Below are 23,999 nucleotides of genomic sequence, written 5' to 3'. Positions count from 1 at the left end.
TTCTTACTCCTTTAGCCACCTTTCGGCAATTTCTCTTCTGATAGAATTTCCAGATCTTCCATAGTTTTCAATAGTTTCTGCATCCTTTAAATAACGTTTGATATTAACCTTGTCGAATTTTTGTAAGGGACCAATTAGTCGAAGGATTTCATCGGATATCTCAATGGCAACTTTCGTCGTGTACAGTTTTATTCGAGAAACAAATTTTGCATCTTCTTCAATTTGACTAGGATAAGAATCAAAATAAGCTTCTGCAGAGCATAATTTATTGTATAAATCAGCAAATTTATTTTGATAAATTTCCACATCAATCAAACGCTTTCCAAATCCTCTCTTCACCTTTGCAAATTCAATACCTTTATTGAAAGCCCCCTCAGCAACACCTAATGCAATAGCACTTAAGCCAAGTTGCATATTTTTAATGATGTTAGCAAATTGGACATCCCCAGCTAATTCGTCTCCCAATAAGGCGTTTTCCGGGAGCAAGACATTTTTTAGCGTGACTGAGACCTATCAAGCCCGGTTTTTCAATCTGTTCACCAATTAGCACATCCGAATCTTTTGGATCAACAATAAAGAGTCCGTACTTCTCCATCTTACCTTGTTCTTTTACTTTCGCCAAAACCAGTAGTATATCTGCAACGCTGCTATTGGAAATCATCGCCTTTTTCCCTGAGAGACACCATCCTTGCTCAGTATTTGTTGACGCTTACATTTTATATCAGATATGGTCTTGTGTCTACTTAAGAAAAATTAATCGTCCCATAAGTTTCTATTATACATATTGATTTTACTGACTTTTCAAAGGATAAAGACAATATTTTACAAATAAAATTTTTGCAAAATCTAAAAATTTATTTGTAAAAATAATTGAATTTCTAAAAATATTTTCTCTAATTTCAAAGAAATTCTTTTCCCCAATCCTCCAGAGCAAAATGCAAGCATTTGCAAAATGAATATGTTACAATGCTTATAAAAACGGAGGAAAAATCATGTTAACATACGATTTAATTGTTATTGGTTTTGGTAAAGCTGGAAAAACATTGGCAGCAAAAATGGCAACACAAGGAAAAAATGTTGCCTTAATTGAACGTAGCAAAGCCATGTACGGTGGAACTTGTATCAATATCGCTTGTATTCCAACCAAAACTTTATTAGTCGCCGCAGAAAAAGGACTATCATTTGAAGAAGTAATGGCTGAGAAAAATGAGGTTACTAGCAGACTTAATGGGAAAAATTACGCAGCCATTAGTAGTGCTGGAGTAGATATTATTGATGCAGAAGCTCATTTTCTGTCTAACAAAATAATTGAAATTGTAGCAGGCGACGAAAAGCAAGAGCTAACAGCCGAAAATATCGTCATCAATACGGGCGCTATCTCAAATATTTTACCAATTTCAGGACTTACTACAACAAAAAATGTTTATGATTCAACAGGCATTCAAAATCTTTCTACATTACCTAAACGTCTTGGCATCCTTGGTGGTGGAAATATCGGCCTTGAATTTGCAGGACTTTTCAATAAGCTAGGAAGCAAGGTTACTGTCCTTGACGCTGCTGATACTTTTTTGCCACGCGTAGAGCCTTCAATTGCCACTTTGGCTAAACAATATATGACGGAAGATAGCATTGAAATTCTTCAAAATATTTACACTCAAGAAGTGAAAAATGAAGGTGAAGAGGTGCTTGTCATTGCTAAAAACGAAATATTTCGCTTTGACGCTTTGCTTTATGCTACCGGTCGTAAACCAAATATCGAACCATTAAAACTTGAAAATACAGACATCCAAGTTACAGACCGCGGTGCTATCCAAGTGGATAAGCATTGCCAAACAACTGTTCCTGGTGTCTTTGCTGTTGGTGATGTCAACGGTGGACTACAATTTACTTATGTTTCACTAGATGATTTTCGTGTCGTTTTCAATTACTTAGCTGGTGATGGCTCCTACACACTTGAAAATCGCAAACACGTACCAACTGCTATGTTCATCACTCCTCCACTAGCTCAAATTGGTTTGACTGAAGCCCAAGTTAAAGAACAAGGACTGCCTTATGCTACCAAAGAAATTCCAGTTGCAGCCATGCCACGTGGACATGTCAATGCAGATCTTAGGGGAGCGTTTAAAGCTGTTGTTAATACAGAAACTAAGGAAATTTTAGGGGCTACTATCTTCTCGCAAGGTGCTCAAGAAATCATTAACATTCTAACTGTAGCTATGGACAATAAGATTCCTTATACTTATTTCACAAAACAAATCTTTACTCATCCAACTTTGGCTGAAAATCTTAATGATTTGTTTGCGATTTAGTCACGACTTCTGCACTTCGACAAACATGTTGTCATAAACCACTTTGATTTCATTCGACAAAAAAGCAAAAGTGGGATAAGGCTGAGAACTAAAAATTTTTAGTCCGTTCTCTCACTCTTACAAAGCTTGCTCAAGTATCGCGTGACTATTTATTTCCATCATAAAAACGAGGCTGAGATATTATCGTCCCAACCTCGTTTTTATTATAGCTGCATTTGATTATACGTTTTGCTAAATGCATTTAAAATTTCTTTTGGCGCGTCTTTATAAGAAGTTTCTCCTTCTAGCGTTCCTTTAACAATCGTTCGTGACGTAGCTGCAGCATCTTCACAAGTCACCAAAGTCACTTCATTGACACCTTCGTGATCATTAATCACATCTACTCTATCAGGTGCCACATTCTCAACTGAAGTAATGGAATAAGTATAAATTTTTTCCTTATCTGTCAGATAAATTTTCATTCCGGCTTTAGCACGATCTAAAGGAGAAAAGAGCATATTGCTTGCACCTGTAATCCCAAATACATGGTGACTAGCCAATGCATAATTCCCTTTCCCCATTTGCTGTGTTTCTTTCATCGTACCTGCGCCATAATAAAGACCCACATTGTCCAAGCCTTTAAAAATTGGCAAATTCATCGAAAGTTCAGGAATAGCAATTCCACCAATAACTGGTAATTGTTGTGCTTTCCATTGCGCATTAATCACATCTTCGGTAGACAGCGATTTAACTTTATCGAAATTAAAGCTAGTTTTGGCTTTTTTATTTTGAGTGATTTTATCTTTTGAAACATTGCTCACTTGATATCGATTGGTATGCCAAACCATGATCATATTCCGAATAGAAGAGTTGAAAATAAGTGCAAGTGCAACAATGATTAACAATGTCGCAATAATATTAATTAGAATATTTTTTCTTTTATTATGTTTTTTTCTTGTTGATGACATAACATTTCCTTTTATTTAGTTTATTCTTCATCCACTTCTTTTTCATTCTCTGCTGCAACGCTTGTAAAAGTAACAATCTGCGCTCCCTTATCTAGTCGCATTACTTTAACACCCAAAGTTGCACGTCCTGTTTGAGAAATATTAGCAACATTTGTCCGAATAATAACCCCCGTATTTGTGATAATCATCAAATCTTCATCACCATTCACAGCCATAAGCCCCGCTAATGGACCATTTTTCTCAGTAATATTAGCTGTTTTCATTCCTTTTCCGCCACGACCTTTCGTAGCGTATTCACTAGCTAAAGTACGCTTGCCATATCCTTTTTCAGTGATAACTAACACTTCTTGATCATTCGAAATGACACTTGCTCCTACAACATGGTCATCCGCACGCAAATTCACTCCGCGCACACCGGTCGCAGCCCGTCCCATGTTTCGGACTTGGTTTTCGTTAAAACGTACAGCGTAGCCCATTTTTGTTCCGATAATGATATCCGCTTGCCCATTTGTCAAAAAGACGTTAATCAGCTCATCCTCTTCTTTTAAATTCAGAGCTTTTAGCCCATTCTGACGAATATTAGCAAACTCTGTTACGCTTGTCCGCTTCACAACGCCATAGCGCGTTGTGAAGAAAAGATAGGAATGATCATCATGCTCGGCTTGAACATTGATAATCGTCTGAATTGTTTCACCTTCGTCTAATTTCAACAAATTAACAATCGGCAAACCTTTCGCTGTACGGCCGTATTCAGGAATTTCATAACCTTTCAAGCGATAAACGCGACCTTTATTGGTAAAGAAGAGTAAGCGATCATGTGTGCTGGTAGAAACTAATTCACGGACAAAATCGTCATCCTTTACACCTGTTCCTTGAATACCACGACCACCACGTCTTTGCGCAGTGAATTCATCTTGGTTCAACCGTTTGATATAGCCTTTATTGGAAAGTGTAATCAAAACATCTGCTTCTTCGATGAGATCTTCATCTTCCAAAGACAGTACTTCACCAACCATTAGTTCTGTACGACGTTCGTCAGAAAACTTACGTTTAATCTCTTCTAATTCTTCCTTGATAATCGCAACAACTCGTTCTGGTTTAGCTAAAATATCTGCTAAATCTGCTATCAATTTCATCAAGTCGTCATATTCAGATTGAATCTTATCCCGTTCCAATCCCGTTAAACGACGAAGACGCATATCCAGAATCGCCTGACTTTGACGTTCGGATAATTCATAGCGTGCCATCAACTCTGCTTGCGCTTCTGCATCTGTCTCACTGTTTCGGATGATGCGAATCACTTCATCAATGTGATCAAGTGCAATCAGCAAACCAGCTAAAATATGTGCACGAGCTTCCGCCTTTTCCTTATCAAAAACCGTCCGACGTGTCACCACTTCTTTTTGGTGTTCAATATAAGCAAGCAAAATCTCGCGTAAAGACAGAATCTTTGGCACTCCATTTTGGATCGCCAGCATATTGAAACTAAAATTCGTCTGCATTTGCGTTAATTTAAATAAATTGTTCAAAATAACATGCGCACTTGCATCCCGCTTCACATCAATGATAAAACGAACCCCTTCACGGTTAGATTCGTCACGAACCGCTGTAATCCCGTCAATACGTTTTTCTTGAACCAGTCGCACAATATGCTCATGAACTTTGGTTTTATTGACCATATACGGAAATTCAGTGACGACAATTCGTTCACGACCAGATTTAGTTTCTTCGATTTCTGTCCGAGCACGTAAAACAATGGAACCCTTCCCGGTTTCATAAGCGCGATGAATGCCTGATTTCCCCATAACCAAAGCGCCTGTCGGGAAGTCTGGACCAGGCAACACTTCCATAAGGTCACGTGTGGTCACATCTGGATTATCCATGACTGATTTTACAGCATCAATGGTCTCACCAAGATTGTGAGGAGGAATGTTTGTTGCCATTCCCACAGCAATACCTGTCGCCCCATTGACCAGCAAATTAGGAAAACGTGACGGTAAAACTAATGGCTCACGCTCACTGCTATCATAGTTATCTGCAAAATCAACTGTATTTTTGTTAATATCACGTAACATTTCAAGCGATATTTTGCTCATCCGAGCTTCTGTATACCGTTGTGCCGCAGGACCGTCTCCGTCCATAGAACCAAAGTTTCCGTGACCATCTACTAACATGTGACGGTAAGACCACCATTGCGCCATCCGCACCATTGCTTCATAGATAGAAGAATCTCCATGTGGGTGGTATTTACCCATGACATCGCCCGTGATACGAGCAGATTTCTTATGTGGTTTGTCAGGAGTCACCCCCAGCTCATTCATCCCATACAATATTCTACGATGAACAGGCTTTAAACCGTCTCGAACATCCGGAAGAGCACGAGCAACAATGACACTCATGGCATAATCGATGAAACTCGTCTTCATTTCGCTCGTTAAATTCACGTTTACTAAATTATTATCCTGCATTAAAAAATGCCTCTCTTCAATTTATATGACCATATCATTATAACATAAATTGGGATTTTTTTCAGTAAACACCCTTTATTGTAAAAACGTTTACATAAGATGATATGTATTATATTCGTGACAAAATGTTACAAAAGTGATAGAATGGACGTGTAAAGGGAAAACGTTCCCCAATAAAATAAAGGAGATGTTTAGCAAAATGACTCTTACTAAACAACATAAAAAAGTCATCCTTGTTGGTGACGGTGCTGTAGGTTCTTCTTACGCATTTGCTCTTGTCAACCAAGGAATCGCCCAAGAACTTGGTATTGTTGATATTTTCAAAGAAAAAACAGAAGGGGATGCTGAAGACCTTAGCCATGCCCTGGCTTTCACTTCACCTAAGAAAATTTATTCAGCAGAATATGCTGATGCACACGATGCAGATCTTGTCGTTTTGACTGCTGGTGCACCACAAAAACCAGGTGAAACTCGTCTTCAATTGGTTGAAAAAAACCTTCGTATCAACAAAGATGTTGTTACTAAAATTGTTGCTTCAGGATTCAACGGTATCTTCCTCGTAGCTGCTAACCCTGTTGACATTTTGACTTACTCAACTTGGAAATTCTCTGGATTCCCTAAAGAACGTGTCATTGGTTCAGGTACTTCTCTTGACTCAGCACGTTTCCGTCAAGCACTTGCTGAAAAATTAGATGTAGATGCTCGTTCTGTCCATGCTTACATCATGGGAGAACATGGTGATTCAGAATTCGCTGTTTGGTCACATGCCAACGTTGCAGGTGTCAACCTTGAAAATTATCTTCAAGACGTAGAAAACTTCAATGCTGCTGAATTAGTTGACCTGTTTGAAGGTGTCCGTGATGCTGCATACTCAATCATCAATAAAAAAGGTGCAACTTTCTATGGTATCGCAGTTGCCTTAGCTCGTATCACAAAAGCTATCCTTGATGACGAAAATTCAGTTCTTCCACTTTCAGTATTTCAAGAAGGTCAATATCCTGGCGTTACAGATTGCTACATTGGTCAACCAGCTATTGTCGGCGCACATGGTATCGTACGTCCAGTAAACATCCCGTTGAATGATGCTGAAAAACAAAAAATGCAAGCTTCTGCTAAACAATTAAAAGACATCATCAATGATGCCTTCTCCAAAGAAGAATTTGCTTCGGCAGCTAAAAACTAAAGAATTTCCTTTCTTACTCCTTGTTTTATCAAGGAGTTTTTTCATATCTAAAATGGATACGATAAAGTTGATTTGCACGGCATCATGACTTTATCGTATCCATTTATTTTATATAATCTCACCTTATCAATTTATTTCAATATATCTTTTAAATAAGGAACAGTCTTCTCATCCTTCATATCTGACAAGGTCCGAATCCAGCGAAACGCTGTATACTCTTCCAAATCAAGTTTAATCTCTCTATATTCCAGCAATTTTGCCTTATACACTAGACGCGTAAAAACGATGCCCTTTGTATCATCATAACAGCTATCCTCATGAAGAATCGAACTTAATTGTACTTTTTGGTTGACTTCTTCCATCGCTTCTCGTACAGCACCTTCTCGCGGCAATTCGTCTTCTTCCACACTACCTCCTGGAATATCCCAATATTCGGGATACATGTTTGGAGAACCACGTTTTATTTTACTTCGTTTAATAAGCAAATATTTTCCATCTTTTTCAATTAAAGCATGAGCAATCAATTTCACAGGCATTCGCAATCTCCTTTGTAAAAATAAAAAATCTTGCATAAAACAAGACTTTCAAGTAATAAATACAATCCACCCTGAGAGAATCGAACTCCCATCTCAAGAACCGGAATCTTACGTGATATCCATTACACTAAGGGTGGCAACTATTTTATTATATAAAAATTTTATAAAAATAACAAGTAAAAAAGGACTGAAATAATAAATTCCAATCCTTTTATTTGATTATAATTCAATATCACCAAACAAGTCAGCCATTGAAAATCCAGTTTGAGTTTCTGGAAGTTCAAAGTCACGTTTTTCTTGACGTTTTTGACGACGAGGACGTGATTGACGTTTTTCTTTTTGATCATCTTCTTGTACTGGACGTTCTTCAAGAGCCTTGATAGAAAGTGATACACGTTCTGCATCAGCATTTACATCAAGAACTTTCACAGTTACTTCCTGACCGACTTTAAGCACATCTTTTGGATTTTCAACACGTTTATGTGAAATTTGTGAAATATGGATAAGCCCGTCAATACCTGGTAATACTTCTACAAAAGCACCGAAATCTGTTAAACGTTTAACTGTACCTTCAATCACATCACCAGCAGCTAATTTTTGTTCAACACCGTCCCATGGTCCAGGTGTTGTAGCTTTAAGAGAAAGTGATACGCGTCCTTCTTCTTCGTTCAAATCAAGAACTTTTACTTCAATTTCATCGCCAACTGATACAACAGATTTTGGTGAAACGTTGCGTTCGTGTGACAATTCAGTTAAGTGAACAAGTCCGTCAACACCACCAAGGTCAATAAAGGCACCAAAGCTTGTGATACGTGCAACTTTACCAGTCACGATGTCACCAACAGCTAATTTACTAAATACTTCAGCACGTGCTGCTGCAGCTTTTTCTTCTACTACTTCACGGCGTGAAAGAATGAAACGATTTTCTTTTGGATCCACTTCTTTAATTTTTGCTTCAAATTCTTGACCTACAAAACGTTCAGTATTACGAACGAAACGAGTATCTAGCATTGAAGCAGGAATAAATCCACGAAGTCCTTCAAATTCTACTGAAAGGCCACCTTTAACTGCACGAGTACCTTTTACAGTAACAACTTCTTCTTCACGTCCAACCAACTTGTCCCATGCCTTGCGAGCTTCTAAACGTTTTTTAGATACAAGGTAAGTAACTGTATCAGTATCTTTACCAACTACTTGACGAAGAACAAGCAATTCAAGTGTTTCACCTGGTTTTACAAGGTCGTTAATGTCAGCTTCACGATCGTTTGTCAATTCACGAAGGGTCAAAACACCTTCCACACCAGTTCCAGCGATTGCAACATTAGCTTGGTTCGCATCAACAGTCAATACTTCAGCAGTAACGACATCGCCTGGCTCAACTTGGCTAACACTATTTAGCAAATCTTCAAATTCATTCATCTAAAAAAATCCTCCAACAATCAAGCATTTCTTGCTTGACATACTTATAATATTTTTCCTAAGCACCGCAATGACATGAACTATCTTTAACGTTTCCCACCCTATAAAGAAATAAAATACCCTAAGATATTTTACCATTTATCTGATATATTACCTAAGAACTGGGGTAGCTGGATTCGAACCAACGCATGAGGGAGTCAAAGTCCCTTGCCTTACCGCTTGGCTATACCCCAAAAAGAACGCGGACAAAATCCTTTAAACGCTGAGTACGCTCATGGAGAGGGAGGGATTCGAACCCCCGAACCCGAAGGAGCGGATTTACAGTCCGCCGCGTTTAGCCTCTTCGCTACCTCTCCTGTATAATTAACAGTATTTATTATACCATTGATGAAAAGAAAACACAAGCATTTATTTCCCCAAATTATAGGTTTCAATCAATTTTTCCACGGCATTTTCAAGTTTTTTATAAAAACTATCAATATTTTCATTTTTTATGATAGCAAATTGCCCGTCTAACTCAGCAATTTGACCAATAACTTTTTTACCAATAGATAAAGCATAACCTTCGTATTGTTCAGACCCTACTTTTACTTGGCTATCTGCTAATTGGATTTCAATCTTTTTGTCTTTTTTACTCATCATATACCTCTTTCAAGTCTCTATTTTACAAAAAAATAGAAAAACTAGCAAGCAATATGCGAAATTTAAAGCTACCTCAGCAGAGAGATAGCTTCAAAAATTTCTAAACTTTGACAATCCAGCCTTCTGGTGCTTCAACATCACCAAATTGAATACCGGTTAATTCATCATAAAGTTTTCGAGTGACAGGTCCAACTTCTGTTTCACTGTAAAAGACATGGAAATCGTCACCGTGTTGAATACCACCAATTGGAGAGATGACCGCTGCTGTACCGCAAGCCCCTGCTTCAGCAAAACGATCTAAATCATCAATTGGTACATCTCCTTCGATAGCTTTCAAGCCCAAACGATGTTCTGCTAGGTATAGAAGAGAATATTTTGTGATAGAAGGCAGGATTGATGGGCTATATGGCGTTACAAATTCATTGTCTTTGGTAATTCCAAAGAAGTTTGCCGACCCCACTTCTTCAATCTTCGTATGAGTGGCAGGGTCTAGATAAATGACATCAGAGAATTTCTTTTCGTGCGCCATTTGTCCTGGAAGCAAGCTTGCTGCGTAGTTACCGCCGACTTTAGCAGCACCTGTTCCATAAGGAGCGGCACGGTCATACTTGTCAGAAACGATAAAGTTTGTTGGAGTCAAGCCCCCTTTAAAGTAATTTCCAACAGGCATGGCAAACACGGTGAAAATGTATTCATCTGCTGGTTTAACACCGATGATGTCACCAACACCTAACAATAGCGGACGAATATAAAGGGTTCCTCCCGTTCCGTACGGCGGAACGTATTCTTCATTTGCACGAACCACTTGCTTCACAGCATCTACAAACATATCAGTCGGAACTTGCGGCATCAAGAGACGGTCTGAGGTGCGTTGCAGACGTTTTGCATTTTGATCTGGACGAAATAGCTGTACACTGCCGTCTTTCGTGCGATAGGCTTTCATTCCCTCAAAGGCTTGTTGCCCATAATGAAGGCAAGGAGAAGATTCGGACATATGCAAAGTAGCATCTTCGGTCAATTCTCCTTTTTCCCATTGACCATTTTTATAATAGGCAAGATAGCGATAAGGCAATTTCATATAGGAAAAGCCAAGATTTTCCCAATCAAGATTTACTGACATAACATTCTCCTTTTTAATTTTATGATTTTTATTTTACACTATTTTTAGATATTTTCAATAGTTTTTTGCAAAATTCTGAAAATTTTTTAATTTCAGTTTATACCTGAACAAAAAATCAGCCGCTTGGACTGATTTTCAATTATTTAATATTCGCAGAGAACACTTCTTCATCAGAAATAGTATCAGAGATAAAGCTACCGTTACTGGTTCTTTCAGACAAACCGAGGTCAGCAAGATTCACTTGGTAAGTCGTTCCTTTGTTAGAAACAATAGAAAGAATCTGCTCTTCTTCTGCTGTTGGATGATCTGAACTAAAGAGGTCTAGTTCTGCAGGTTGCTCTCCGAAGACAGGACCTGCTTGGAAAATACGATGTGGCTTGGACTTCAGCTCGCGCAACACTTGCAAACCACGATTTGCTCGGCTCGTCACAGGAATATCTGCAACTGCCATTCGCTTGAGCGCTCCGCGCTGGGTCAAGATATAAAGTGAATCAGTATTGGCAATAAAAGCCGCTGCTAAGACATCATCTTTTTTGAGATTGATAGCTTTGACACCTGCTGCTTTAGCACCCACAACTGGCACTTCTTCAATATTAAACCGCAAGGCATAACCGTTCTTGGTCACTAGCATAACATCATCTAGCTTGATTGGAGAAAGTGTGATAATTTGGTCGTCTTCATTTTTTAATTTAGCAAATTTAACAGACTTGGACTTATAGGTGCGCCAAGGACTGAATTCTTTTCGCTCTACACGCTTGATTTGCCCTAGTTTTGTTACCGCAAAATAAGTGCCTTCGTCAAAATTATCTACTAACTCAGTGTAGATGACTTCTTCGTTGGTCTCAAAATTGGTAATGGTCTGGCTGAGGTGTTCCCCGATTTCTTTCCAGCGAATGTCTGCCAATTCATGTACCGGCCGATAGATGACATTTCCAAGATTGGTAAAAATCAAAAGGTGCTGAGTGGTTTTCGCCGAACTGACAAAAATCAGACGGTCATCATCCCGCTTGCCGACCTCATCAACCGTTGATGAATTGAAAGAACGTGGACTGGTGCGTTTGAGGTAGCCACCACGAGTGACGCTGACAAAGGTTTCTTCTTCCACAATCAGACTAGCCGTATCAATCTCAATGGCGTTAGCCGTATCTTGCAATTCACTAAGACGGGGATTGCCGAATTTCTTTTTGACCTCGCGGAGTTCGCGCTTCATGAGATTGTACATGGTCCGCTCATCGCCGATAATGGCAGAAAGCATAGCAATTTTTTCGCGTAATTCCGCCTGCTCTTCTTCCAAAATCACCACATCTGTATTGGTCAAGCGATAAAGTTGGAGAGTGACAATGGCCTCCGCCTGCTCCTCAGTGAAATCATAGCTGACTTTGAGATTTTCCTTGGCATCCGATTTATTTTCCGACGCACGAATAAGCGCAATCACTTCATCCAAGATAGAAATCACTCGAATCAAGCCTTCTACGATATGCAGACGCTTCTCTGCTTTCGCTTTGTCAAAACGACTACGCGCCAGAATAATCTCTTTTCGGTGGGCGATGTAACTAGTCAGAATCGGCACGATCCCTACCAAACGCGGTGTAAAATGATCAATCGCCACCATGTTAAAGTTGTAATTGACCTGCAAATCCGTATATTTAAAGAGATAATTCAAAATCAGCTCGGTATTGGCATCCTTTTTCAGCTCAATGGCAATACGAAGCCCGTCACGGTCAGACTCATCCCGTACTTCCGCAATACCAGCTACCTTATTATTGACCCGAACATCATCAATCTTCTTGACCAGAACAGCTTTGTTAATGTCATAAGGAATTTCAGTGACAACAATCTGCTCTTTGCCACCCTTGAGCTTTTCAATCTCCGTCCGAGAACGCACGACAACGCGACCTTTCCCAGTTTCATAGGCTTTCTTAATCTCATCACGCCCTTGCACAATGGCTCCCGTTGGGAAGTCAGGCCCTGGCAGAAACTCCATGAGTTTGTCAACCTTGGCTTTGGGGTGGTCAATCATATACACCACCGCATCGATGACTTCAGCCAGATTGTGAGGCGGAATGTCCGTCGCATACCCAGCAGAAATCCCCGTCGCCCCATTTACCAAAAGATTTGGAAAAGCAGCAGGCAATACGGTCGGTTCTTTTTCCGTATCGTCAAAGTTCCAAGCAAAAGGTACGGTGTCCTTTTCGATGTCTTGGAGCAAGTAGCCCGCAATCTCAGACAGGCGAGCCTCGGTGTACCGCATAGCGGCTGGCGGATCACCGTCCATAGAACCGTTATTTCCGTGCATTTCCACTAAAATTTCACGGTTCTTCCAATCCTGAGACATACGCACCATAGCGTCGTAAATGGAGCTGTCACCATGCGGGTGGAAATTCCCCATGATATTTCCGACAGACTTTGCCGACTTGCGGTAGCCCTTGTCAAAGGTATTGCCGTCCTTGTTCATCGAATAAAGAATCCGACGCTGCACGGGCTTCAGTCCGTCACGAATATCGGGTAAAGCCCGCTCTTGAATGATGTATTTGGAGTAGCGCCCAAAACGCTCTCCCATGATGTCCTCTAAGGACATGTTTTGAATGTTACTCATAAGATACAAAGGGACGTTTCGGCTTGCCGAAAATTTCTGTAGAAAAATAGGAAATCGATGCAGGGTTCGATGAACTCCAATCGATTTATCTTTTTTTCTAAGTCTTAGTCCCGTGTTCAGTTGCTATACAACCAAACTATCCTTTCTGTAATTTTCTTTTTTAATGCTTCCTGATGTAAGAGGCATCTCTTATGAATGAGCAAAGTGGATTATCACTTTCTTAGATTCAGTTTTTCTTTAGTGTACTGAATCATTTTTTCTGCAGTTTCTTTATCATAAGGAAAACCAGTCTTGAGAGAGAAAACCTGAGCTTCTTTGTGGAAAAATTGCTGCGTAGACAGTAAAGACTGGATGAGGCTTTCTTTGTTGGAAAAATCAAGCAAAGCGGCAAATTCTTCTTCCTTCTCAGCGGGCAAATACTCAAACAGGTACTTGTAGTTTTTGCCGACATCAATGACTCCTCTATCTGCTGCCACTTGCCAAGCCAATAATTTCAGCAATTCTTTCTGACAGATACCATAGAGATGATCCACCGCATACACAAATTGCTGACGCTGAATCCCCTTGACAACATAGGCTGAAACCCACCAGAATTCATTGCACGATTTTGCAAAATCATCTGCACTCGCTGGTTTTGTCCAATAACGTTTGGGAGTAGGTGTATAGGGCTGAAAGAGTCCCTGGGGGTCATCCAGCACCGTGAAATCTGCTTCGCTATCCACCCATTCTTTGATATGCTCCTTGGGGCAAAGGGTCAGATCTATCCGATTGCCATCTTCAAAGAGCATGAGATAGAGGCGGCGATGGTCAAGTATATTATGTTGCTCGATGATGCGCTTGCCAAACGCTTCTAACCAAGCAAGGTCGGTTACTATAGCAGCCAAATCATCCACAATGTAAACCACATCATAGTCTTGAAACTCATCCTTGGGAGCATTCGGATTTGTCCGCGAGCCAGATAGAGCGACTGAATCCGCTTGTATGACTTTTGCAGTTCGTAAAATCAAATCCAACATTTCACTTTCAGTTCTCATGGCAGTACCTACCTTTTTGTTAGATCGCTTCTTTCACTTTCTTAACCGCTTTGCGTTTTTTGTAACGGCTACGAATAGCATTGAGTTGGTCGCGAAGATCTGCGTAATGCGTTCTTTCTGGGTAAGCGTAGGTCATGATAGCGGTGAAATCCAGCAGGAAATCGTAGATTTCTTGTAGCTGCATGCGGAGTTGCTTGCTTTGGCTAGGCACTTTGCCTTTCAACTCGGTCAAGCGCTCCTTGTATGCTTCTTCAAATTGCTTTTGCGCATTTACCAAACTCTCCACATGTTCTTCCAAGTGCAGTTTTGCCAGCGCCGTTTGATAGGTCGATTTCTTCAGCTCTTGGAGCAGGTGGTTGATGCCCTCTGTCTCTTTTTCATAGTTAGCAGCCGCAATCCCTGCGTAATTTTTCAGCAAGCCCGCCAAGGTGTCGTAGGCTTCTTTGGTCGCAGTCTCCTTGACCCGTGAAAATGCCCGCACCAAAGCAGTCAGCGTCCCAAAAGCATCGTCTCGCTCGCGGTCGGCTTGGTCTAAACTAGTCACCAAGCGACTAGCTTTCGTCTGATGAAGCCCCTCCTGAAACTTAGCCAAATGCTGGCTCATCTCTTCCAGCTTACTCGTATAAATACTTTCAACCTTGTGCGCCTTGTTAAAAGCAGCAATCGCCTCTTTCGACTCGGTCATGAGCTGGGAAAATTCACTTTTATCCAGAGTTTTCGTGTCCAATGTAGTGATTCCGTATGTCAATTTCATTATTTTCTCCTAATTCTTTTAAATTCTAATCTATTTCATATCATTTTTACATTATTCAGTTTCGGAAAAGGCTTTTTACTCAAAAACCGTTCGTCCGAAATTGGAATGTTCGTCTTTTTCTCCAAAAACTCTTGTCCGAAAACAGAACAATCGGGATTTACTAAAAAGTCGCTTGTCCGAAAGTTGAACGACTTTACTTTTGCTCTAGCGAGCTTGTCCGAATTTTTATTTCTAGTTTGAAAGTTTTAGTTTATTAAATCTTGATAAAATTCTAGCTTCATCTAAGCTAAGAATAACAAATAAAGTTGAAGTATAAATATCATCATACCATTGTTCGAGCTCTTCGTCAGAACAACCATCATTATATTGTCTTTCTGGATGCCGTACATCAAGTTTATTATACATTTCAAAGAGTTTATCAACCGCAATAATTTTCTTATTATTCACTTTCATAACTTCTTTTAATTCTTCAGAAGCATTCAATTCTTTTTCTAACGGCTCAAGATATTTTGCTAAAGAGAATAAGATTTCTTCTTTACGTTTAGTATTCCCTTTGTTAGTAAAATGATTGTATTCCAGAACTTTCATCGCTTCCTGAATATTAGTTTCAGATACAATTTGATAAACTTCTGAAGCATAAACATTTTTTTCAACAATAATCCGATTTCCACTGTCTAATTCAATCAGTTCGTGATTTGTTTTATCTAGAGAATAGTTTATTCTATCCTCAATCTCTCTAAAACTATTTGATATTAAGTAATAATTATAACGGTCTGAGTTGTTCATTTTTCCCGTATTCTTTTTCAAAAAAGAATATAAATCAATAATGAACTCTATATAAGAAAATAGCCGCTCAGTACCATTCATATTATTCTTAAAATATTTGTTTACCTCATCATAAGAAGTAAACTGAATTTTTCTATATTTAAGATATAATATGAAATTTACATTAAATACATTTTGCAGTGATATAAGTGATAAAGTTATTGAAGATGGTGACCTTTTTTCCGATATAAGTTTTGAAATTATTTCAAACTCCTTATCTGCATTAAATTCCATATCCTGAATAAGCTCAAAATAATTTTTTCTCGTCATAAATTCCTCCTAAAACACTCCACTCTCCTCCAGCGTAAACTTGACATTATCTTCAATCCATTTACGGCGGGGTGGGACTTTGTCGCCCATGAGGACATTGACGCGGCGCTCGGCACGGGCCAAGTCGTCAATGGTAACGCGAATGAGGGTGCGGTTTTCAGGGTTCATGGTGGTTTCCCAGAGCTGGTCGGCGTTCATTTCTCCAAGCCCTTTGTAACGCTGCAGCATGGCACCTTTGCCAAATTTCTTGCGCAGGTCTTCTAGCTCGCCGTCCGTCCAAGCATACTCGACAACCTCGTTCTTGCCTTTGCCTTTGGACATTTTATAGAGCGGAGGCAGGGCGATATAGACATGCCCCGCTTCTACGAGTGGGCGCATGTAGCGGTAAAAGAAGGTCAGCAAGAGCGTCTGGATATGGGCACCGTCCGTATCCGCATCGGTCATGATGATAATCTTGTCGTAGTTGGCATCTTCTAGGGAGAAGTCCGATCCGACACCTGCACCAATGGTGTAAATCATAGTGTTGATTTCTTCGTTTTTGAGAATGTCTGCCATTTTAGCTTTGGCGGTATTGATAACCTTACCGCGCAGGGGCAGAATCGCCTGAAACTTGCGGTCGCGTCCTTGCTTGGCAGAGCCACCCGCTGAATCTCCTTCGACCAGATAGAGTTCGTTTTTGGCTGGATTTTTGGATTGAGCTGGCGTTAGTTTTCCAGATAAAAGCCCCTTGTCTTTCTTGTTCTTCTTGCCACTTCGACTTTCATCTCTCGCCTTGCGGGCTGCCTCGCGCGCATCTCTCGCCTTAATCGCCTTGCGGATGAGATTAGATGCCAATTCTCCATTTTCCAAGAGGAAGAAAGTCAACTTGTCTGACACAATCGAATCCACCGCAGGACGAGCAAGCGGACTGCCCAACTTGTCCTTGGTCTGCCCTTCAAACTGCAAATGCTCTTCTGGCACTAAGATAGAAAGAACAGCCGCTAAGCCCTCGCGGTAGTCAGAACCTTCCAGATTTTTATCCTTTTCTTTCAGCAAACCAGTCTTTCTTGCATAGTCATTCATGACCTTGGTAATGGCTGATTTAAGCCCTGTCTCGTGCGTTCCACCGTCCTTAGTGCGGACGTTATTGACAAAAGAAAGGATATTGTCTGAGTAACCGTCATTGTACTGGAGAGCCACTTCCACTTGAAATCCGCCCTCTTCTCCTTCAAAATAAAGAACTGGTGTCAAGGTTTCCTTGTCTTCGTTCAGATAGCTAACAAAATCCTGCACCCCATTTTCATAATGAAAATCAACAGACTCGCCCGTTCGCTCATCCGTCAGAGAAAGGTGAACATTTTTCAAGAGAAAGGCTGACTCATTGAGCCGCTCCAAAATAGTATTGTACTTGAAATCTGTCGTCGAGAAAATCGTGTCGTCAGGCATAAAGGTCACTTTTGTGCCTGTTTTTGATTTAGGAGCTTTGCCAATCTTTTCCAGACTGGTAACAGGTTTCCCACCCTTCTCAAATCGTTGCCGATAAACCGTTCCGTCACGTGTGATTTCAACTTCCAGCCAGCTAGACAGCGCATTGACCACAGAAGAACCGACACCGTGCAGCCCCCCAGAGGTCTTGTAACCACCCTGACCGAATTTACCTCCGGCGTGGAGCACCGTAAAGATAACTTCTACTGTCGGGATTCCCATAGCGTGCATACCGACTGGCATTCCCCGACCGTGGTCTGCTACAGTCAAACTCCCGTCTTTATGAATGGTCACGTCAATCTTATCACCAAAGCCAGACAGAGCCTCGTCAACTGCATTGTCCACAATTTCCCAGACCAAATGGTGAAGCCCAGTTGCATCTGTTGATCCGATATACATACCAGGACGTTTACGAACCGCGTCCAATCCTTCTAATACTTGAATGGCATCATCATTGTAATTGTTAATATTGATTTCCTTTTTTGCCACAAGGAACCTCCTGAATCATTCATCCTTTCTATCTTACAAGTTTTTAGTGAATTTTGCAAAGATTTTTAGAAAATAGTGTATTCTTTCTGCTTCTCACCGCTATTTTTTCAGCCTAGACAAATTTTATAAAATATTTCTGGTCGTTCAACTATCAAAATCAAAATTCATGGTATAATAAAAACATGATAAAGATAGTTTTTACATTGATAGTAGCTTATTTGATTGGTTCAATCCCTGCCGGGCTTTGGATTGGACAAGTATTTTACAAGAAAAATCTCCGCGAATACGGCAGCGGAAATACAGGGACGACCAATACCTTTCGTGTCCTTGGGAAAAAAGCAGGCATGATCACCTTTATTTTCGACTTTTTTAAAGGAACATTTGCGACACTATTGCCATTTTTTCTTCATATCAACGGTATTTCTCCTCTTGTTTTTGGACTTTTAGCCGTGCTTGGGCATACCTTCCCCATTTTCGCAGAATTTAAGGGCGGTAAAGCCGTGGCAACCAGTGCAGGTGTCATTCTGGGCTTTTCACCGACTTTCTTCACTTATTTAGCTGTCATCTTTTTCAGCTGCTTGTATTTGACTAGTATGATTTCTTTTTCAAGTGTGACAGCCGCTGCCTCTGCTATTCTGGGAGTCTTAATTTTCCCGTTATTTAGTTTTCTTTTGCCACGTTACGATGTGCTTTTTACCGTAATTGTGCTGGCATTAGCGCTCATCATTATCGTTCGACACAAAGATAATATTCAGCGGATTCGGACGAAGCAAGAAAATCTCATTCCCTTCGGATTGAATATCACAAAACAACAACCTAAACAGAAATAAAAGAAGCTAGGATAAAAAATCTTAGCTTCCTTTTATTTTATTCTTTGTGAGCTTTTTTAAATCTAGATAATCCTAAAAGTCCAACAACAAAGCCAAGTAAACTGATAAAGGTAGTATCTGTTGTACCTGTTTCTGGCAAGTTCTTTTGACCTGAAGGCACAAATTGTTTGTGTACATTAACTGGAATCGTTGCCGTTCTTTGATGTGTATTTGTTTGAACCGCTGGCACAAGTTCTTTTTGTCCAGTTTCATTTGGCTTCACTTGATTAGCAGCTTGATTTTGAAGTTTCTTGTATTGTGCAGTCGAGATTGAAATAGTCCGTGAATTAGGATTGACAACCGCATAAGCTGTTAAGTCTGTTTTTGCTAAATAGTCCGCAAAAGCAACATCCATTGAAGGACCTTCTTCGCGAGCTCCGCTCAACATACTATAACCATCACCACCTGCAGCCAAGAAATCATTGGTTGTCAGATAGTAGATTTTCTTAAGGTTTAATTTTTCATATTTTCCCGTTTCAGGATTTTTAATTTCAATGCCAAGAATACGTTTATCGGCTGGCAAGGTAGTGTCATAATAAACTTTTGCTCCAGAAACTTGCAGGAAACCACCACTTGGTTCAAGTAACGGTTGACCATTTTCATCTAGGACTGGTTTGCCGTCTTTTTCTTGTAAAATAGAACCTAAAGACTTAGCAAACATGTCTGCGATGTTTTGCCCAGTTACTTTTATTTGAGTAATGGTATTACCAAATGGTAAAACAGCAATAATATCTCCTTTGGTGATTGGTTTTCCTTTCGCAATTGTTTCACGAAGTCCGCCGCCGTTAGTTACAGCAAGGTCTGTCTTATGGCTGAATCCTGTTTGCCCGTACTCATAGAGCGCATCTGCTACGACATTTCCAAGATTGGTTTCCCGCACACGGACATTTTCTCGATTACCATTTAACTCAACTGGGCTATTAGCAACGACCACTTTTGCGTTTTCTTGGTCATATTTCTCTTTGATTTTGTTTACTAATTGCTGAATAGCTGGATCTGGAGTAACGCCTTTTACTGAATCAGCTGAGATTTGTTGAGGATTTCCTAGAAGTTGACCAGATTTGTATGTTACCTTTCCAATATTATGCAAGTAACTACCTGTTTGATTATAAGTAACATTGTCGCCGTAGGTTACTGATTCTACAGTATGTGAATGCCCGTCAATCACTGTCACACGTTTTCCTTTTAGCAAAGGATTTTTTGATAATGCTTCTGCCAAGGTAGAACCGCGCCATTCAACTGGTGTCGTCGTATCTACACCCAAATGCGCTAAAACAACATAATGTTTGTAAGTTTTACCTTCTGCTTTCGCACGAGATTCCACTTCTTCAATGACTTTATTGACTTCTGAAATTGGATCTGTAAACGTAACCCCCTGAACATTGCGTGGGTGTGTTTTTGTTGCAGTTTCTGGCGTTGTCACCCCAATAACCACAAATTCATCTCCCACAACATTCTTATCTTTATCAACAATCGTAGAAGCTTCAAAGAGACGTGCTCCATTGACATAAGTATTGGCACTAAGAAGAGGGAATTTCAAAATTTCTTTGTATTTTTTCACCTCATCCAAACCAAAGTCAAATTCATGATTTCCGACCGCCATTGCGTCATAGCCAATCTTATTTAAAATATTCGCGCGCTCTTCTCCTTTTGAGCTATTGGAAATCGGAAGACCTTGAAAAGCATCGCCTGCATCCACAACAAGTGTTGTTTGATTGGTCTTTGCACGTTCTTGCTCAATGACAGCTGCTAATTTAGCATCGCCAATGACTCCTTTTTCTTCCACAATACGACCGTGCACATCATTTGTATGAAGAATAACTGTATCTTTTTCAGATTGAGCTGTGGGCGCAACCACAGCTTGAGCGACTGGAGTTATAGAATCTGCTGGAGTTACAGAAGTTTCAACTTGTTTGTTCTCGCTCTTTTCTGTTACTTTCTCTGTGGAAGCTTCAGTAGCAGGTGAAGCTGCTGAATCTCCTTGAGCGGTCGTAGGTGCAACCGACTGATTTTCTTTAGGAGCTTCTACTTGCTCTACAGGTGCTGTTGAAGTAGCTGGATCTACAGCATCAGCAGAAACCTGATGTGCTAAAATTGCTGGAGCAATTAGCAATGTTGACAAAATAGGAACAATGAATTTGTTCTTCTTCATAATCAATCCTCTTTTATTATTTTTTGATTCTATTATACAAGATTGTCTGGTAAAATAAAACCTTATTTAGCAAGCTTTATCTCATCGTTCGCTAAAATTATCATAAAAAGAAAAATATTCTAACTTTTACATTAGAATATCTTATTTCACAAACATTATCTACAACCTTCTATCTTGTGAGTTTATCTGTGTCATTAAGTCCTTCAGTCCTGCTGCTCCAACGGTATCACCTGCTTTTTCAAAACACGCCAGTGCTTTTTGAGCATAAGATTTAGCCATTTTTATATCTCCCTTAGCTAGCATTACCTCAGCCAAGCCACGATAAGCACAAGCATGATTGACGAAGTCATCTGTCTGCAATGCTAAATTTAGTGTTTCTTGCAAAAGTTCCTCTGCAAGGTGAATATTTCCAAGTTTGAATTGTAAATACCCCTGTTCGTACAAATTGACTGAAGTCTTTAAAACATCATCAGGGAAATGTTTTGCAATAATTGCAGCTTCTGTCATTATCAAGTCATAGGCTTTTTGAAAATGTTCTTCTTCTCGTTCGACCATCGCTAATTGATGCAAGCCTATATGTTGTTCTTCTAGATTCTTTTCAGACACAGCCTGAGCATAGTAGTCTTTTAAAAACTGACGTGCCAACTGAAAATCCTTTTCTTCCAAAGCAATATAAGCTTTTAAGTTCAGTGTACTATAACTATCTTGGTCTATTTGATAAACGAATTGCTTGGCAAGCTGATATTGCCCGTCAAACAATGCTTGCCAGGCTTTTTGAAGTTGTTCTTCTATCATAATTTCTTTCCTTTTATTCATAGAAAACAAAAGTCACACTTTAAAAGTTATATCAAATCAGTCTCCGAGATTGCCTCTTTTACTTTTTCGATTGGCAGATGTACTAGCTCAACTTCCTTTTCGCTATATAAATAACGCGCATAATCATCCATACGGTATTGATTGATATAAACCACTCGCTTGCAACCAACTTGTAAAAGCTGTTTTGTACAATTGAGACAAGGAAAATGCGTGACATAAACAGTAAATCCTTTCGGGATCCCGCGCTCTGCACCTTGCAAAATCGCATTTACTTCTGCATGTAACGTCCTCACACAATGCCCATCGACTATCAGGCTTCGTGATCGATGCAGTGCTCCGTTCCTGAAACGGATCCATTATATCCTGTTGAAATAACTTTATTATCCTTTACAATAACCGCACCAACGCTTGCTCGTTTGCAGGTTGAGCGATTTGCAATCAAGAGCGCTTGTGCTGCAAAATATTCGTCCCAAGCCAATCTTTTTGTCACCATATTGTCACCTTCTTTTTTATTTATCACTCAGTTTATCATTTTTTCGATGTGGAAAAAGCGGAAGTCCGAGCGATGCGATCTTTTCTGCCGGAACCCTCATGCCGTCTTTTGTCCATTTGATTAAGACAGAAACCACCGCCGAACTCCAAAAGGAATTCATGTAAGTCGAAGCCTCTTTTCTAGAGCTATTTTGTTTTTCCAAGAAATCAAACACAGCACTTGTCAACAGTTTTTCTAAATTGTAATCCACTGCTAAACTAAGGATTCGTGCCTCTTTTTTGACTTCTTTAAACAAAAACAACCACACTTGATAGAGCTCTGTTCTCATATTGAATTGTTCCAATTTATCAGTAATCTTTTGTACTGTTCGTTGGAAAATCTCTTGTAAAATTTCTTCTTTTGAATCATAATTTCGATAAAAAGCTGCACGTGAAACGCCTGCCCTCTCTACTAATTCAGAAATAGTAATTTTGGTCAACTCTTTCTTTTCCAATAATTGCAATAGCGAAATTTCTAAGGATTCTTTTGTAATGCGATTGGATTCCTGATTTGATATTTTTAGATTTTCTAAAGATTTTTTCGATATTTTACGTTCCGACATAACATTTTCTTTCTACATGTAACAACCGACTGTAAAGGCTTTCTAAAGCGGTATTTTCATGATATAATTGTAAAAAAAGACAAACTTTTTGTCAATGTCTAATTAACGGACTATCCCACCAAAGGAGAAATTGAATGACTTGGAAGATCGTAGCTGATTCAGGCTGTGATTATAGAACTATCGAAAACCTTGCTGTTGACATCTTATTTGAAAGTGTTCCTTTGACTATTCAAGTAGGCGATGAAATCTTTATAGATAATGCTCAGCTCAATATTGATGATATGATGGAAAAAATGTATGCCACTTCTTCGGCTTCAAAGTCTGCTTGTCCTAGTCCAGATGATTATATGAAAGCTTTTGATGGAGCTTCAAACATTTTTGTCGTTACTATTACAGGAACCTTGTCAGGAAGCCATAATAGCGCACAAGTGGCTAAAAAACTCTATCTTGAAGAACATCCCAACGTGAATATTCATGTTATTGATACTCTTTCTGCTGGCGGTGAAAATGATTTGATTATCAAAAAGCTTAATCTTCTCATCGGTCAAGGGCTAAGTTATGAAGAGGTTGTAACAGAAATTACAGCCTATCAAGCAAAGACGAAGTTACTTTTCGTTCTTGCAAAAGTTGATAACCTAGTTAAAAATGGACGACTGAGCAAATTACTTGGAGCTGTTGTAGGATTATTGAATATCCGTATGGTCGGCGAAGCCAGTCAAGACGGTAAACTAGAGTTGCTTCAAAAGGCGCGTGGTGCTAAAAAATCACTAGTCGCAGCTTTTGATGAACTCATCAAAGCGGGCTATGCCGGTGGACAAATCATTATTGCTCATCGACATAATCCTAAGTTTTGCCAGCAATTTTCCGAAATGGTTCGTGAAAGATTCCCACAAGCTGTTATTGAAGTCATCCCGACTTCTGGACTTTGTAGCTTTTATGCTGAAGAAAATGGTCTCCTCATGGGCTATGAAATTCAATAATATAACGAAACTGTAGTCAATCACTAAACTAC

20 protein-coding genes, 3 tRNA genes and 1 pseudogene are annotated in these 23,999 nt (G+C 39.7%); 4 read left to right on the top strand and 20 right to left on the bottom strand.

Annotated features, from left to right (window positions below; translation table 11 throughout):
* Window positions 1-3 precede the first annotated feature (3 nt).
* Together ABKA15_RS04175 and ABKA15_RS04170 are read right to left on the bottom strand one after the other, a co-directional pair.
* A complete protein-coding gene (locus ABKA15_RS04175) occupies window positions 4-465 on the bottom strand; it encodes an acyl-CoA dehydrogenase family protein (RefSeq protein ID WP_225620252.1) in 462 nt (153 codons plus the stop codon).
* Complete coding sequence (locus ABKA15_RS04170) at window positions 428-661, bottom strand: hypothetical protein (protein WP_225620251.1); 234 nt, start codon at window positions 659-661, stop codon at window positions 428-430. The genes ABKA15_RS04175 and ABKA15_RS04170 overlap by 38 nt, the downstream gene beginning before the upstream one ends.
* A gap of 331 nt (window positions 662-992) precedes the next feature.
* Between ABKA15_RS04170 and ABKA15_RS04165 the strand changes: the two genes are divergently transcribed.
* A complete protein-coding gene (locus ABKA15_RS04165) occupies window positions 993-2,309 on the top strand; it encodes an FAD-containing oxidoreductase (RefSeq protein ID WP_049513247.1) in 1,317 nt (438 codons plus the stop codon).
* A 203-nt stretch (window positions 2,310-2,512) separates the two neighbouring features.
* On the opposite strand, the gene ABKA15_RS04160 is transcribed toward ABKA15_RS04165, so the two are convergent.
* Together ABKA15_RS04160 and gyrA are read right to left on the bottom strand one after the other, a co-directional pair.
* The gene (locus ABKA15_RS04160) at window positions 2,513-3,256 is read right to left on the bottom strand and encodes a class A sortase (protein WP_049513244.1); all 744 of its coding nucleotides are present in this window, start codon (window positions 3,254-3,256) and stop codon (window positions 2,513-2,515) included.
* 20 nt (window positions 3,257-3,276) lie between these two features.
* Window positions 3,277-5,724 (bottom strand): DNA gyrase subunit A, encoded by a 2,448-nt coding sequence (gyrA, locus tag ABKA15_RS04155; protein WP_049513241.1) that lies wholly within the window; start codon window positions 5,722-5,724, stop codon window positions 3,277-3,279.
* Window positions 5,725-5,923: 199 nt separating this feature from the next.
* Here gyrA and ABKA15_RS04150 point away from each other — a divergent pair, with 199 nt between their 5' ends.
* Window positions 5,924-6,907, top strand: a complete 984-nt coding sequence (locus tag ABKA15_RS04150; RefSeq protein ID WP_003024429.1) for an L-lactate dehydrogenase — start codon at window positions 5,924-5,926, stop codon at window positions 6,905-6,907.
* A 131-nt stretch (window positions 6,908-7,038) separates the two neighbouring features.
* Here the strand turns inward: ABKA15_RS04150 and ABKA15_RS04145 are convergent, their stop codons facing one another.
* From ABKA15_RS04145 to parE, 12 genes are all read right to left on the bottom strand, one after another.
* Window positions 7,039-7,443: an NUDIX hydrolase gene (locus tag ABKA15_RS04145; RefSeq protein ID WP_049513239.1), complete on the bottom strand. Its 405-nt coding sequence runs from the start codon at window positions 7,441-7,443 to the stop codon at window positions 7,039-7,041.
* Window positions 7,444-7,508: 65 nt separating this feature from the next.
* A tRNA-Arg gene (locus tag ABKA15_RS04140) sits at window positions 7,509-7,580 on the bottom strand.
* 82 nt (window positions 7,581-7,662) lie between these two features.
* Complete coding sequence (rpsA, locus tag ABKA15_RS04135; RefSeq protein ID WP_186832636.1) at window positions 7,663-8,862, bottom strand: 30S ribosomal protein S1; 1,200 nt, start codon at window positions 8,860-8,862, stop codon at window positions 7,663-7,665.
* Window positions 8,863-9,023: 161 nt separating this feature from the next.
* Window positions 9,024-9,095, bottom strand: a tRNA-Gln gene (locus ABKA15_RS04130).
* Window positions 9,096-9,137: 42 nt separating this feature from the next.
* Window positions 9,138-9,218: transfer RNA gene (locus tag ABKA15_RS04125), tRNA-Tyr, on the bottom strand.
* Between the two features lie 52 nt (window positions 9,219-9,270).
* A complete protein-coding gene (locus ABKA15_RS04120; protein WP_106387957.1) occupies window positions 9,271-9,501 on the bottom strand; it encodes a DUF2969 domain-containing protein in 231 nt (76 codons plus the stop codon).
* Window positions 9,502-9,604: 103 nt separating this feature from the next.
* On the bottom strand, window positions 9,605-10,624 hold the full coding sequence (locus tag ABKA15_RS04115; RefSeq protein ID WP_186832637.1) for a branched-chain amino acid aminotransferase: 1,020 nt from the start codon (window positions 10,622-10,624) through the stop codon (window positions 9,605-9,607).
* Between the two features lie 139 nt (window positions 10,625-10,763).
* A complete protein-coding gene (gene parC / locus ABKA15_RS04110; protein ID WP_186832638.1) occupies window positions 10,764-13,220 on the bottom strand; it encodes a DNA topoisomerase IV subunit A in 2,457 nt (818 codons plus the stop codon).
* Window positions 13,221-13,432: 212 nt separating this feature from the next.
* Window positions 13,433-14,254, bottom strand: coding sequence for an aminoglycoside 6-adenylyltransferase (locus ABKA15_RS04105; RefSeq protein WP_186832639.1), 822 nt, complete (start codon window positions 14,252-14,254; stop codon window positions 13,433-13,435).
* 19 nt (window positions 14,255-14,273) lie between these two features.
* Entirely contained in the window at window positions 14,274-15,008 is a 735-nt protein-coding gene (locus tag ABKA15_RS04100) for a DUF6261 family protein (RefSeq protein WP_186832640.1), read from the bottom strand.
* 231 nt (window positions 15,009-15,239) lie between these two features.
* Window positions 15,240-16,103, bottom strand: a complete 864-nt coding sequence (locus ABKA15_RS04095) for a hypothetical protein (RefSeq protein ID WP_350015392.1) — start codon at window positions 16,101-16,103, stop codon at window positions 15,240-15,242.
* Between the two features lie 9 nt (window positions 16,104-16,112).
* Window positions 16,113-18,056, bottom strand: a complete 1,944-nt coding sequence (gene parE, locus ABKA15_RS04090; RefSeq protein WP_186832642.1) for a DNA topoisomerase IV subunit B — start codon at window positions 18,054-18,056, stop codon at window positions 16,113-16,115.
* A gap of 182 nt (window positions 18,057-18,238) precedes the next feature.
* On the opposite strand from parE, the gene plsY reads away from it, so the two are divergent.
* Window positions 18,239-18,886: a glycerol-3-phosphate 1-O-acyltransferase PlsY gene (gene plsY, locus ABKA15_RS04085; protein WP_037567299.1), complete on the top strand. Its 648-nt coding sequence runs from the start codon at window positions 18,239-18,241 to the stop codon at window positions 18,884-18,886.
* Between the two features lie 37 nt (window positions 18,887-18,923).
* Here plsY and nt5e read toward each other — a convergent pair whose 3' ends face one another.
* From nt5e to ABKA15_RS04065, 4 genes and pseudogenes are all read right to left on the bottom strand, one after another.
* Window positions 18,924-21,077, bottom strand: coding sequence for a cell surface ecto-5'-nucleotidase Nt5e (gene nt5e / locus ABKA15_RS04080; protein WP_186832643.1), 2,154 nt, complete (start codon window positions 21,075-21,077; stop codon window positions 18,924-18,926).
* A gap of 159 nt (window positions 21,078-21,236) precedes the next feature.
* Complete coding sequence (locus ABKA15_RS04075; RefSeq protein ID WP_264340941.1) at window positions 21,237-21,872, bottom strand: tetratricopeptide repeat protein; 636 nt, start codon at window positions 21,870-21,872, stop codon at window positions 21,237-21,239.
* Window positions 21,873-21,919: 47 nt separating this feature from the next.
* Window positions 21,920-22,386: pseudogene (locus ABKA15_RS04070) on the bottom strand (cytidine/deoxycytidylate deaminase family protein).
* Between the two features lie 16 nt (window positions 22,387-22,402).
* Window positions 22,403-22,987, bottom strand: coding sequence for a TetR/AcrR family transcriptional regulator (locus ABKA15_RS04065; RefSeq protein WP_106387948.1), 585 nt, complete (start codon window positions 22,985-22,987; stop codon window positions 22,403-22,405).
* Window positions 22,988-23,121: 134 nt separating this feature from the next.
* On the opposite strand from ABKA15_RS04065, the gene ABKA15_RS04060 reads away from it, so the two are divergent.
* Window positions 23,122-23,967: a DegV family protein gene (locus ABKA15_RS04060; protein WP_106387947.1), complete on the top strand. Its 846-nt coding sequence runs from the start codon at window positions 23,122-23,124 to the stop codon at window positions 23,965-23,967.
* Window positions 23,968-23,999: the final 32 nt, after the last annotated feature.

Source organism: Streptococcus sp. KHUD_010 (genome assembly GCF_040207525.1).
Lineage (GTDB): Bacteria > Bacillota > Bacilli > Lactobacillales > Streptococcaceae > Streptococcus > Streptococcus hominis.
This window is presented reverse-complemented; position numbering and strand designations above follow the sequence as displayed.